At 44.1% G+C, this 13,354-nt stretch carries 9 protein-coding genes and 1 riboswitch; of the genes, 1 reads left to right on the forward strand and 8 read right to left on the reverse strand.

Annotated features, from left to right (window positions below; genetic code table 11):
- Window positions 1–7 precede the first annotated feature (7 nt).
- The 8 genes from QVC79_RS06010 to cobI form a co-directional block, all read right to left on the reverse strand.
- The gene (locus QVC79_RS06010) at window positions 8–3,598 is read right to left on the reverse strand and encodes a SusC/RagA family TonB-linked outer membrane protein (RefSeq protein WP_270594278.1); all 3,591 of its coding nucleotides are present in this window, start codon (window positions 3,596–3,598) and stop codon (window positions 8–10) included.
- Between the two features lie 77 nt (window positions 3,599–3,675).
- The gene (locus QVC79_RS06015) at window positions 3,676–4,809 is read right to left on the reverse strand and encodes a FecR family protein (protein ID WP_270594277.1); all 1,134 of its coding nucleotides are present in this window, start codon (window positions 4,807–4,809) and stop codon (window positions 3,676–3,678) included.
- 76 nt (window positions 4,810–4,885) lie between these two features.
- Window positions 4,886–5,452, reverse strand: a complete 567-nt coding sequence (locus QVC79_RS06020; RefSeq protein ID WP_158571808.1) for an RNA polymerase sigma factor — start codon at window positions 5,450–5,452, stop codon at window positions 4,886–4,888.
- 84 nt (window positions 5,453–5,536) lie between these two features.
- On the reverse strand, window positions 5,537–6,907 hold the full coding sequence (locus tag QVC79_RS06025) for a redoxin domain-containing protein (RefSeq protein WP_124316941.1): 1,371 nt from the start codon (window positions 6,905–6,907) through the stop codon (window positions 5,537–5,539).
- A 153-nt stretch (window positions 6,908–7,060) separates the two neighbouring features.
- Window positions 7,061–8,050, reverse strand: coding sequence for an aspartate-semialdehyde dehydrogenase (locus tag QVC79_RS06030; protein ID WP_118303607.1), 990 nt, complete (start codon window positions 8,048–8,050; stop codon window positions 7,061–7,063).
- A 202-nt stretch (window positions 8,051–8,252) separates the two neighbouring features.
- Window positions 8,253–10,013 (reverse strand): phosphoethanolamine transferase family protein, encoded by a 1,761-nt coding sequence (locus tag QVC79_RS06035; protein WP_124316940.1) that lies wholly within the window; start codon window positions 10,011–10,013, stop codon window positions 8,253–8,255.
- Complete coding sequence (locus QVC79_RS06040) at window positions 9,958–11,130, reverse strand: BamA/TamA family outer membrane protein (RefSeq protein ID WP_124316939.1); 1,173 nt, start codon at window positions 11,128–11,130, stop codon at window positions 9,958–9,960. The genes QVC79_RS06035 and QVC79_RS06040 overlap by 56 nt, the downstream gene beginning before the upstream one ends.
- 59 nt (window positions 11,131–11,189) lie before the next feature.
- Window positions 11,190–11,927 (reverse strand): precorrin-2 C(20)-methyltransferase, encoded by a 738-nt coding sequence (cobI, locus tag QVC79_RS06045; RefSeq protein WP_270594275.1) that lies wholly within the window; start codon window positions 11,925–11,927, stop codon window positions 11,190–11,192.
- A gap of 65 nt (window positions 11,928–11,992) precedes the next feature.
- A riboswitch (cobalamin riboswitch) is annotated at window positions 11,993–12,180 on the forward strand.
- Between the two features lie 21 nt (window positions 12,181–12,201).
- Here cobI and QVC79_RS06050 point away from each other — a divergent pair.
- A complete protein-coding gene (locus QVC79_RS06050; protein WP_270594274.1) occupies window positions 12,202–13,353 on the forward strand; it encodes an ABC transporter substrate-binding protein in 1,152 nt (383 codons plus the stop codon).
- The last annotated feature ends 1 nt before the right edge of the window (window position 13,354 follow it).

A 13,354-nucleotide genomic window follows, 5' to 3' on the forward strand; every position in this document is an offset into this window, starting at 1 on the left:
GTTATCTTTAAAATCCTACACTTAAACCACAAGAAAAGATCTTGGGCATGACACTATCTCCTAACTCCGGGTCGAATCCATTGAAACGATTACTGCCAATGACGAATGGGTTATTGAGGTTTGCACTAATCGAACAATTGGTGGCTCCGAATTTAGAGCATATCCGGGGTGGCATATTCCACGATACTGAAATTTGATTACATCGTAAAAAAGAGGCATTAACAACCATTGCATCGGAATTTGCCCACATGGAGTAAATGGAATTGGATTGTGTTCCGTCAGGAAGTTGTATGTTATATACGTCTTCGACGGAAGTGTATAAAGCCGGGTAAATCGTGTGTTTTTCATCGCCGGGTTTTTGCCACCGTTTTAGCAGGTCTTTCGACAGGTTATGGTAAGGGTCCGGAAGTTTCCCGTAGTTGAAATTTGCATAAGGATTCGGAAGGCGTTTCTTGGCACCGAGTAACACGGAAAAATCGACACCTAATGACAGACTCTTGTAGCGCACACGTGTGTTAACTCCACCCGTGAAGTAAGGGTCCTTTTGACCGGAATATACCAAAAACGTGGTAGGATCAATATCGGGGTCGATTTCGTCGAAATCAATGCGGTTGAAGGTAGGGTAACCTGTTTGCGGGTCAAGTCCGGCAAAAGAATATGACCAGAAGGCACTTAGTGGATATCCTTTCTTTAATAAACGGTCAGTACTACCGTTAAGGAAATTATCTTTTGTCAGTTTATCTGCTTTTATCCGGACGTCATCGTTTTGGGCTTTATTCCAGTTTTTCGATGCGTTGATACCGACGGTCCATGCGAAATCTTTTCTTTTGTATGGAGTTAAATTTATAGAGTATTCAATTCCGTGATTATGAATCCGACCTCCGTTTAATTTCATAGTTGCTATACCGTATTCTTGTGCAATATCCTGATTGATAATGGCATTTGAACGTCTTCCATAGTATTCGAAACTCATGGTGATACCATTAAACAATTGCATGTCTAACCCTAAGTTCCAAGTTTTTGTGCGTTCCCATTTTAACAGGGGATTGGGCAAACTGGATATGCTCAAGTAATATTCGTCATAACCTTCCATAATTCCCCGGTACTGGGCGATAAGATCAGGGCTTACGGAATTTACAACATTTCCTTGAATCCCGTAGGTCGCACGTAAATTCAATTGGTTGAGCCATGACAGGTAGTTTTTTATAAATTCCTCCTCGGCAATTCTCCAAGATATACCGAAGGAATATGTCGGGTCAAATTGGTTGTTGACATCTTGCCCGAATCTATTAGATGCGTCTGATCTTATGTTGGCATTGAATACGTAGCGATCTTTTAAAGAATAGGCTAACGTAGCAAAAAATGACACGAAATTATTGGTAATACTTGTGTTTGCCCATCCTCCTTGGTAGAGTTTATCCAGCGCACCCCAGGAAATAGGGACGACTCCGCCAACGGGAACAATTTCTGTCGGCTTGGAGGGAGAGACTAATATCTCGCCTCGTTCGGGAACGTATCCCCAAACCGTGTTTGTGTTATTTTTGTTTGCTTCTGAACGGATTTCCATTCCGGCCATTGCGTTGATCCGGTGGAATTCGTGAATGGTTTTGAAGAACACGATTTTGTGTTGCATATTGTACGAGGTATTGTTTGTCTCGTTTGTGGCCAGTTCACCTCCGAATGGTAATAACGCTGCTTTGAATTTGGCGGAACCGGATGACTCTGAGCCATAAGCGTAACCTCGATAGTTGAGTTCAATGTAGGATGTTTTCTCTCCTGCAAATGATTCCGAATTATTCAGGTTGAAAGCAATACTTCCCACGAATTGGTATTGAAGCCAGGTAACAATATTCCAATTCACGTTAAGTGACATATTTACGTTTTTTGCTTTATTTTTAGAGTAACTGTTTTCCATCTCGTTCAAGATGTTGTAACCGTATTCAAGTTGTCCGGTTCTATTTAGTTTGTACTCGTAGTATTGTTTATAAAATACCCGATCTCCGTTTTCATCAACAAAAGGAATTGCCCGGCTGGTTTGTTTTGCGTAAGTTTCAGGACTAACTCCCGGTCCATATCCTTTCCTGTCAGTAAATGAATTACTTAGATTGAAATTAACAGAAAGAGATTCCAGTAGTTGGGCGTTGACATTCAATCGAGCGTTAAATTGTGTCATGTCATCACCTTTTTGCGTTCCGTGGCTTGAAGAGTAGCCAAAAGAAGCATTGTATGTCACTTTCTGGGAACCTCCGGTAATACTTAAGTTATGAGAATGACTGACAGAATTTCGACACAGGATGTCAAACCAATCAGTGTTACACGTTTCCAAGTATTCCATCTGTTTCATGAAATTTTCTTCGCTGATTTGACGATTATTGTACATGGCCATTAACCCTTCATAGGTATATATTTGAGGAAGAGGATCGCTCTGGTACCTGATTCCGGCGTCATAAGCTTCTTTACTGAATTGAATCCGTTCTTTGGAGTTCATGAAGTTGAACATCCCGTAGTTAGGACGGGCTCTAAATGATAAATTCGTTGAATAACGAATGCTTGTTCTCTCTGCGCTCCCTTTCTTCGTGGTAATCACGATGACCCCGTTGGAAGCTTTTGAACCGTAAATAGCCGTTGCGGATGCGTCTTTTAAAACAGTAATTGTTTCAATGTCAGCAGGATTTAACCATGATATCTGGTTCCCGATCAAGTTTTTCATATCTTCCGTTACAGCGGAGCTGGCATCAATGGGGAGTGGGTCTGGCTGGATGATGCCGTCAACGACCCATAGCGGATCCGTGTTTCCGAAAATAGTGGAAGTTCCGCGGATCGTGATTTTAGGTGAACTACCTATACGAGAAGAGGAATTGACGACAACCATTCCCGGAATCTTCCCTTGTAACATTTGGTCGATAGAATTGTATGCCGGCATCATAATATCTGCGGCTTTTACTGTCGTGTAAGAACCTACCATGTCCCGGCGATTGATGCTTTGATAACCTGTCACCACGACTTCATCCAGTTGGGCCTCCTCTGGCTCAAGGATTACCGTCACGGTTTTCCCGGCCATGCAGGAGACCTCTTTCGTTTGCATACCCACGAATGAGAAAATGAGAGTTTGTTCTTTTTGTTCATTTAACGTGATCGTGAAATTTCCGTTTACGTCTGTTGCGACACCCGATTTTGTTCCTTTAATAATTACCGTTACCCCGGGGAGCGGGTTGCCGGCTTGATCGACGACTTTGCCGGTGATCGTGTGTGTCGAAGTCGTAGGGGATGTTTCTTCCGTCTCTTTCACGACGACCACCCCTTCCACCATCGAATAGGTTAAACCGAAGTGTTTTAGTACGGTTTCAATAGCTTTGTTTACAGGTACATTTTTCAGTACGAGGTCTTTACATCTTTTATCTTTTACTTTTTCCAAGTTGTAAAGAAATTTTACCCCGGTTTGTTGCCGAAAAGAATTGATCGCTTCGACAAAAGAAACTTCTTTGTAGTTCATGTTTACTGCTTTGCCTTGTGCTTTTAAGTTCATATGACACGTAAGCAAAACAAATAAAAACAGAAAGCTTGCAAGAACCTGCATGATTCTTCCTTTTTTTTTCATAATTTTGAGACGTTTAGTTATATAAATTAAACCATATCAAACCGGATTTTAGTTGGCGCTTGGTCCGGTTTGTTTTTTTATAAACCTACTGTTAAAGTATTCCCTTTTAATGTTAGTTTTACATCAGCACTTTTTTCGAACATCTCGATGAAAGTTATAATATCCTTGAAACGACTGAGGTCTCCCGAAAAATGCAAATCTTTTACCTCTTCATTCGTGTAGAAAATGTGAATATCGTACCATCTGGACAATTGTTCCAGAATATCTTCCATCCTCATTTCCTCAAACAAGAACATACCATCTTTCCAGCAGGTGAAGTACTTGGTGTCCACTGTTCTTAACTTACTTTCTCCGTTCCCGTTGATCGATAATTGTTGATCGGGAGCAAGGACAATGCTCTTACCATTCGGTAGATCACAAGATACTTTTCCTTGTACTAACGTGGTTACGAGTTTCTCTTTTCCCGGATAGTTACACACGTTAAATTGAGTACCGAGAACCGTGATGTTTCCTAGGGACGTCTTCACGATAAAAGGTTTGCCTTCTTGTTTTGTAACTTCAAAAAAAGCCTCTCCTACCACGGAAACTTCTCTTGTGTTACCCGTGAATTGGATCGGGTACCTTAATTCAGAATCGGCATTCAGCCACACTTTTGTCCCGTCTGCCAACACTAACGAGTATTCTCCTCCCCGGGGAACAACCAGCGTGTTATAGAGGGTTGCCGTTTGCTGTTGAGCCTGTTCGGTATCATACCGTAGCCCCATGGAATCGATATGAATGTTAATCCCGTTTTGTTCGTCGATTTTCACGGAGTCTCCTTTCAATTCAATTTCCAGACCATCATGTTTAATCAAGAAAGCTTTACGTGTTCCCGGATGTACTTCGGTAAGAAAGAGTTCATCTGGGGTAGGTGTCAATTCGGGAAGTTGCTGGAAATACAGGAATGTCCCTGTTCCGATTAGGATAATAATGGCGGCTGCAATTTTTAATAAGCCGGGTGACACCCATCTTTTTCTTGGTTGAACAACTTGCTGGTAGGCCTTTAGGTAATTGAAGCGTTGTTGTTCCCGAAGTTTTTTGGATACGTAACCCTTCTCTTGCAGTTTATCTGCAAGTTGTTTTAGCATATTGTCATCGATAGGTTCTTCCGTGTGTTCTGTGATCTTTTTTAATAGCCACTCGGTCTTATCTGATAATGCATTCCATTTCATCGGATTCGATTTTTATGCGTTATTTTATCTATAAATCCGAAAGTGCTATATGCGGGTGACAGCTAGAGTAATTTTTTTACTTTAATATTTCTAGAATGTATATGAGAAGTAAACTTTGTTTTAAATTTTCTTTGAGAAACACGTAGGCTCTTTTCTTTTGCGTTTTTACCGTGTTGATGCTGATATTCAGTTGGTCGGCAATCTCTTGCACGGTCAACCCGTCAATACTCAATAGCAAGATGTTTTTACGTTGTTCCGGTAATTGATCAATGACCACGTGTAATTTGCGGATAAGCTCTTCTTCGACGGCTTGGTAGAAATCAACATCTTCAACATCGTCTTGTTCTTTGCTCCATCTTTGTAATCTTTGATTATCGACATTTTTATCCCGGAGATATTTTAAAGCGTTATTGTGTACCGAACGGTATAGATAAACCGAGAGGGCTTTCATCTCTTGGAAATGGAGCGAAGAATTCCAGATGGAGATAAAGCATTCTTGAACGATGTCTTCCGCCACGGTTTCGTCTACAACAATTTTGGTCGTGTAATTGCATAGAGTCCCGTAGAAATAGCGATATAGCTCTTTCCATGCATCAGATTCTTTCTGATTTATCCCTTTTAAGAATTTCTCTTGACTTGACACGGTGTGATTTCCAATTGTTTTTGCAAATAAACAAAAACTTATTGAAATAAAAAAGTTGCGGCCCCATGCACGGGCCGCAAAAGTCTAATCTTGGATGGTCTCTTTGATAAAATCTTCCATGTTGGAAGACTGGAGAGGGGCTTGTAATTCTATGATCTTTCCAGCGGGATCAATGAAAATAAATTGAACCATGCTGGCAGCACTGTAATGACATTTCTGTAAAAAATGTTTATCGAATCCCGCGTAAAGATGAGTCCCGACTTGTGCTTCCTCGTTTTGTATGGTTTGAACCCAGTTGTCTTTTTTATTGTCAATAGACAAGTTAACCAAAACGATGTTTTTCTTTTTAAATAGAGGTTGTAGTTTTTTCAACTCGGAAAATTGTTGTATTGCGGGACTGACACATGGCCACAAATAGAGGCAAACATATTTGCCCTTGAAGTCTTTAAGGGAGAATTCTTTATCTGAAATATCAACGGCTTTAAAATCCGGAGCAGGTTGTCCGGGGGAAACTGCGGCCCAACTATCATACGTCTGCTGGTATTGGGCAAGTAGTTCTTTGTCTGTCACGTGTTTCCGGTAGAAAGCATCCAGTTCCGTACTTTTCTGAATTCCGGCATCCTTGATATAATTGTTGGCAATAATGGTGAGTAAATTCTGTTTAACTTGTTCATCTTTGGTGTTATTGTTGATGTACTCCATTTGTTTCATGGCTTTTTCGTAGGGAGTATGAATAGGCGTTTTACGACTCATGATGAATGTGGGAACTTCGGTCATGAGAGTGCGATATTGCCATAGGCACAATGAATTTAGGTCTTCTTCCAACCAAGCTTTAAGCTCGTTGTAATAATCATCTCCCGGGGTATATTCAATCTTTGCCATATAGGGGTGCATCCGGGGATAGTCGAGTAATGACAAGCCTAGCATGTATTTAATCCGATTTTTTTCGAGTTTGATGAATTTACTGCTTTCCTTTGTCAAGGCTGGTGTCAGGCTGTCTAACAATTGTTGATTCTTCTTTACTTTTTCTTTCAGCAATTTCACAAAGTCTTTTATGTCTAAAGCGAAGTCCTTATTCGCGGGCCCTGATATTTTCACGTTCTTCAAGTAATCGGCAATGTTTTCTCGCACTCCCTCCATTTTTAGTGTTTTCTTCATGCTTTCTCCGTCAAAGGATAATTGGATGTGATCTCCTTTTTCGGCATAAATCGTCTTCTGCTCGGCAAAGCCGTTATGGAGGGTTAAGTAAATCGCATCCATATCTTCGATACGATATTCTGCATGTCCTTTGTCATCGAAATCCATACCAATCATGGACTCTTTCAAGTAGGAAATGACAAAACCCATTTCCGGGGTTTTCTCCACATCTACGGAGAGCGTGATGTTGTTTTGACTTCTTGCAGTATGAGTACAAGAGGTTAGTGCGATTAGAAAAATAATAAACTTACATTTCATGTTACAAGTTTTAAATTTACAATGATTTTACGATCACAGAACACGTTATTAAATCCGGAACGGGTAGTTGCGGGTGACAGTGTTTATAAAAAAAATGAAGGCCGGCAAATAATTATTGCTGACCTTCATTTTTAATAATGAACTTACGGGTTCTTACAAAAGATCGTGTTTGTACAAGTATTCCGCTATCTGCACGGCGTTTGTGGCGGCACCTTTGCGTAGGTTATCGGAAACTACCCACAGGTTGAGGCTGTTGGGTTGGGAGAAATCCCGGCGTAAGCGGCCCACGAAGACTTCGTCTTTCTCGTTGGCTGTGATGGCCATCGGGTAAAGGTTCTGGGCGGGATCGTCCTGCACGATGATACCTTCTGAATGGGCGAGCAGGTCACGAAGTTCGTCAAGGTCGTAATCCTGTTTGAATTCGATGTTTACACTTTCGGAATGTCCGCCCATGACGGGAACCCGTACGGCTGTGGCAGTTACTTTAATCGTGTCGTCATTTAATATTTTGCAGGTCTCGTTGACCAGTTTCATTTCTTCTTTCGTGTACCCGTTGTCGGTGAATGAGTCGCAATGCGGCAGACAGTTCCGGTCAATTGGGTGAGCGTATGCTTTTTTCACCTCCCGGCCTTCCCGTTCGCCTTCGAGCTGGTTGATTCCTTTCAAACCGCTCCCGGTCACGGATTGGTACGTGGAAACGACGACGCGTTTGATCCCGTATTTTTTGTGAAGAGGGGCTAGGGTGACCAGCATCTGTATTGTTGAACAGTTCGGGTTCGCGATAATCTTATCTTCTTTGGTTAAGGTGTTTGCGTTGATTTCGGGGATCACCAATTTCTTCGTCGGGTCCATTCTCCAAGCTGACGAGTTGTCTACCACGGTAATTCCGGCTGCGGCGAATTGGGGTGCCCATTCCAATGAGGTGTCTCCCCCGGCAGAGAAAATAGCGAGTTGAGGTTTCATGTTGATTGCGTCCCGCATACCCATGACCTTGTAGTTTTTCCCCTTGAAGGTAATTTCTTTGCCTACCGAACGCTCGCTGGCTACCGGTATTAACTCTGTTACCGGGAAGTTTCTTTCTTCCAGAACCTGCAACATTTTTCTTCCGACTAATCCTGTTGCTCCTACTACTGCTACTTTCATCGTGTATAATTTGATTTAATGATTAGATTCCCTTTCCGGGAGTCTTTTTATGAGTTAGGTTATATTAACGCCTCAAAAGTAGTGAATAAGCATTGCTTGAACAATAGGGGCATGTTATTTTTTCAACAATCATACGGGATGTTAAATTCTTAACTCTTTTTAATCATCTAATCATAAAATCACTTAATAGGAAATCATAGAATCACTCAATTGAACAGTCCATTCCCCTTTTGAGAATCATCTCTTTATCTTGTTTCTTCAATCCGACCTCGTAATAATTCACGGGTTGGTCGTGGTCTCCGAGGTACATACGTGGTCTCCGGACAAAACCGGGATTGACGAGCGAGTAAGTGGAGTCAAAATAAGGGGTCTGAATCTCGGCCATATTCAACAGGGTATGGAAGATTGAGGCGTTCGAAGAAATGGGGGCGCTACTATTGTAACGTGCGACCTCGTACATCCTCGGCCTAGCGTCGATGTAATTATCCGAGAACCACATCAGGAATGGAATGTGTATCTGGTAATAGGTCGGGATCGGTGAGGCGTGCAGGAATCTTTTCCGGCTGTCGTCCAGTAAATCCTCCCCGTGGTCCGGCGAGTAAATCATGGTAGCATCAGCTCCCGAGTTCTTCAATATCCCGATCAGGCTGTGCAGGAAGTAATCCGTGTACAGGACACTGTTGTCGTAAGCGTTGATGAGTTGGTCCTTGTTTTTGTACTCGACTTCCGTGGCGTTGGCCGGTTGGAATTTGGCAAATTCTTCCGGGTAACGTTCTTTATAGTTGAAGTGTGATCCGTAGGTGTGGAAGACAATAAATAGGTTCTCGCTCAACGAATCCACGTATTGCTGTATCAACGGGAGCATTTCTCCGTCGAATTTATTGACCGTGATTAACCCTCCGTCCGCTTGTGGACGTACATTGACATGAATGTCTGCCTCCGCGGCAAAGTAATCCGTGAATGATCGGTTCGGTGTCTGGTTTGACAGGAATATTGTTTTAAACCCGGCCTCTTTGAAGGCAGTTACGATGCTTTTATGCGTGTAGAGGTACTCGTAGTGGCAAGCGTCGGCGGCGGACAAGATGAGTGGTACGCTTTTGTGTGTCGTGTTAGATTGTGTTAAGGCATCTTTGTATAGTACCAAGTTATCCTCGTTTTTTAATAACGGGTTGGTTTCCCGATGATACCCCCACAGTTCCCAGTTTTCAGCCCTTCCAGCCTCCCCGATTACCAGCACGTATATTTCCCGGCGTTGATGAACGGAATCACGGGTGGCATGATAGACGAAATCTTTCGAGGTGACGGGGTAGTTCATGCTGCGGTTCCATTTCACTCCCGCGTAATATAGGTTATACATCACGTTTGCCGGGTATATATCTGTTTTTACCTCGTAGGTGTTATCCCGGTGTTTCTCGAAAGCGACCAGTCCGGAACCAATGATAAAGAAGATGATTCCCCACGTGATCATGTGCTTGCGGAATACGGCAGTACGTTTCACTTTATAGTGTACGGCAATAGAGGCCAGCACGATAACGGGGATATAAAGGACGCAGACAATGATAATGGAGGGCCATATATTTCCCAGCAATTCCCCGGCCTCGGAGGCGTTCGTGGTGGGTAGGTTCAGGAACATATCAACAGCGATGACCGACTCTCCGAAGAGATAGAACAAAACGAGCTGGAAGGCGTGTAAGATCAGTACCGGAATCAGTATCAATTGCATGAGGCCCGCCCGTTTGAACAGGGAGAACACGACCATGTAAACACCAAGTGGTAGCAGAATCAAGATCGTTTTGCCCAGTCCGGAGAGAGGTTCCGTGAAAAGCAGACAGAAATTCGGGACTAAATTCAATGCGATAAAGAGCCAAAACAATAGTTTTGGCCGTTTCACGAAATTCACGATCCCTTTAAAAAGCTTCGTTAATGCCGAAGTAGAATGCGCTGACGCCTTTGCCGAATCCATAATCTAATCTTACGTTTACTCTGTTTTTAAATTCCCAGCGATAACCTATTCCGTAGGTCGGCAGGGTTTGTTTCCACTTGAATTTGTCCATGTCGGGGAACACGTTTCCGGCTCCTGCCCATGCGGTGATTCCGTGGCGGTTGTATATCTTCTGGCGATACTCTACCTGAAATTGTATCAGGTCGTTGTCCCGGTATCTTCCCTCGTAATACCCTCGCATGGCGTATGATCCTCCCATGAGGGAAACCATGCTCCAAGGGGTATTCCCGTAGTTGAATGTTCCTTGTAACTGGCTGGCGAGTATGGCACCTTTCCACATTTTCTGGTAATATCTGAAATCCACGCTTGTGCGTTTGAAACTATCGTCATTTCCCAGCCATCCGGGGAAGAATTGTTGTTCCAGTTGGGCGAAAAAGCCTCTTGCCGGGTTCGGGATAAAGTCTCGCGAGTCATAAGATATAACGAGTCCCGGTCCGAAGGTGTTCACGTTTTTCTTGGCCCCGTTGAGGAACGTGATGTCATCGAAATTCCTTGCCGTGACATTGCGGAACATGAGGTTTGCCCCGGCGTACAAGTTGGGTGCGAGTTTGTATAGAAGTTCCAGTTTTACCTGTTGTTCCAATCGTTTGTACTCTGTCTTGTGATCCTCGTCTTTCCCCGCATCGTAGCCGATTCCCCAGTATTCACTGGGAAACGAGAAAAAGTACATATTGATGTTTGCCCGGAAACGGTCTTTCGGGAAAATCATGTTGCCCCGGATACCTAGCAGGTAAAAACCCGTGGTCGTGACATCCCCGTAAAGGGAAATGTTTGACGGGGAGATGGTTTTATCTTCCCGGTCGATGCGGAACAGTCCGGATGCGACCACGCCGAGTCCCAGTTTCGTGTCACTCGAAAAGTGCGGCCCGCCGATGATGGAGAAGTCGAATTTCTTTTCTTCTTTCACCTTGTTCGATTGCTCGAAATAACGATAGAGACGGTGAAAGAATCCATTCTTCAACGTGTCAGTTGTATTGTTCAGCGAATCTCTTGTCACGAGTTCCCCCGCCATGATGTCATGGAACGGGATAAACAATAAAAGGCATAACGACAATGCACATATTATTCGTTGAATCATATAATTAACCTGTAAAAATGTTTATAATCATTCATCTTGCGTCTTCTTGTACGCAATATCTATGCCAATTGTTTGCAAGGACGAATAATCATTAACGAGAAATAGGGGAAGTCTTTGCGTGTGATGTCGTTGTAAGCAGTCGTGTGTAGCTCGTCTGACGTGCCTACATTTTCGTAATAGTGGTACTCGTGGCAGGGACTTTTTTGCATGAAACGGTGTATTTCTTCCGTGCATTGCGAGAGTTTCATGATCACCACAACATGACCGTTGGAAAGAAGGGTGTCCAGTTCTTTGGCGGTGGTTATTCCCGGTAGGACGACGAGTTTTTCTTCTTGTTTCACAATGTGAAGGCCCGAGATGGCTCCTGCCGCGATAAAAGCAGGGACACCGGCCACGGTGGTAACGGGAAGGTTCATGGAAGCGAGTCTGTCGAACATGTAATTCACGGAAGAGTAAAAACCGGAATCCCCTTCCGCCGTGATGGCAACGTTTTTACCCGTGGCGACAAGGGATGCTATTTCCGTGCAAAGGGCATCATAGGCTTGATTGGCAAACGTGCGATCCTTGGACATGGGGACGTGGAAAAGTCGTATTCGTTCCATGGCCACGGGCAGGGCTTGCAGGATGTCCCGGGAACGGGATTTGGTCTGTGTGCCGGGACAATAGATAATGTCCGCTCCCTGTAAGGCTTTTAATGCCTTCAACGTGATCAATTCCGGTTCTCCCGGTCCCAACGATACTCCTAATACTTTGCCTTGGCTCGCCTGCGGCAAGTTACAAGTTACAGGTCCTTCCATTTTAGTTTTCTTTTTTCTTCGTTGCAAAAGTCGCTAAAAAAGGAATAGCCTCAAAATAATATTTATATATTTGCAGGCGTCTTGGTGCTTTCATGTTGGAAGAAAAGGGAATCCGGTGAAATTCCGGGGCTGTCCCCGCAGCTGTAAAGTCATTGCCCGTCCGAGAGGGCGGATCTTTTCGTTAGGCCACTGGTGATACCGGGAAGGGGAAAAGATGACAAGCCAGAAAACCTGCCATGAGACGTGATTAATTAATACTTTCGGAGGAAAAGAAATGAATGTAGTGCGTTTTTTTTATCTTTTATGCTTTTGTAGTGTTCTCTTTTGTTGCAAGTCGACTTCACGCAAACAGTCGTCGGGAGAACAGACCGTGAAAGAGAAGGTCGATACGGTTTCCCGGATTCATATTAAGTATGCTAAAGGTTTTTGGTTGGAGGAACGTGAGGGGTACGTGGTACTGAACATCAAGGACCCGCAGGAGAGTAGTCATACTCATTACCAGTACGCTTTGGTGCCGCGTGGATCGACGGTGCAGACCCCAAAAGATTTACCGGTGGTGGCGTTGCCCGTGCGGAGTGCCATTTGCATGACTTCGTTGCAGCTCTCCAATTTCATCAAGTTGGGGGCGATGGATCGGGTGGTGGGTATCACGAGTACTCGTTTCCTGTTTAACAAGGATATGCAACGGCAGGTGGACGAGGGGCTAACCCGTCGTATCGGTATCGAGGGAAATTTCGATAACGAGGTGATTATGAGTATTAATCCCGACCTGATGTTGATTTCCCCGTTCAAACGCGGGGGGTATGATGCCGTGAAAGATATTGGAATCCCGCTGGTGCCTCATCTCGGTTACAAGGAGATGACACCGCTCGGTCAGGCCGAGTGGATCAAGTTTGTCGGTCTGTTACTGGGCATGGAGGATGTGGCAAACCGGGAGTTCGACCGTATCGAGCAACGTTATAATTCTTTGAAGGGGATGGTGGGAGAGGTGAAAAGGCGTCCAGTGGTGTTTAGCGGGGAGTTACGTGGGGGTGTTTGGTATGCCGTGGGAGGAAAGAGCTTTTTGGCGCAATTGTTCCATGATGCGGGGGCGGATTATTTCTTGAAGGATGATCCCCGTTCCGGTGGTGTGACGCTTGATTTCGAGACCGTGTACAATCAGGCAGAGAGTGCCGATTACTGGCGGATAGCGAATAGCTTTGCCGGGGAGTATTGTTACGAGGCCCTGAAGGCGCAGGACGAGCGTTACGCGGACTTCAAGGCGTTCAAGGAAAAACACGTGGTCTATTGTAATATGCGGGAAAAACCGTTCTACGAGAGTATGCCTGCCGAACCGGAAGTCGTGCTGGCGGATATGATACGGGTGTTCCACCCGGAAATCCTTCCTGATCATGAACCGGTGTATTATGATATTTTAAAAAAGTGAG

Source organism: Butyricimonas sp., from assembly GCF_019423355.1.
Classification (GTDB): Bacteria; Bacteroidota; Bacteroidia; order Bacteroidales; family Marinifilaceae; genus Butyricimonas; species Butyricimonas faecihominis.

Coding starts and splice junctions, on each gene's coding strand:
- QVC79_RS06015 (WP_270594277.1), bottom strand. CDS start 4,809: ATGAAATGGAATGCATTATCAGATAAGACCGAGTGGCTATTAAAAAAG.
- QVC79_RS06030 (WP_118303607.1), bottom strand. CDS start 8,050: ATGAAAGTAGCAGTAGTAGGAGCAACAGGATTAGTCGGAAGAAAAATG.
- QVC79_RS06050 (WP_270594274.1), top strand. CDS start 12,202: ATGAATGTAGTGCGTTTTTTTTATCTTTTATGCTTTTGTAGTGTTCTC.
- QVC79_RS06010 (WP_270594278.1), bottom strand. CDS start 3,598: ATGAAAAAAAAAGGAAGAATCATGCAGGTTCTTGCAAGCTTTCTGTTT.
- QVC79_RS06040 (WP_124316939.1), bottom strand. CDS start 11,130: ATGATTCAACGAATAATATGTGCATTGTCGTTATGCCTTTTATTGTTT.
- QVC79_RS06025 (WP_124316941.1), bottom strand. CDS start 6,907: ATGAAATGTAAGTTTATTATTTTTCTAATCGCACTAACCTCTTGTACT.
- QVC79_RS06035 (WP_124316940.1), bottom strand. CDS start 10,013: ATGGATTCGGCAAAGGCGTCAGCGCATTCTACTTCGGCATTAACGAAG.
- cobI (WP_270594275.1), bottom strand. CDS start 11,927: ATGGAAGGACCTGTAACTTGTAACTTGCCGCAGGCGAGCCAAGGCAAA.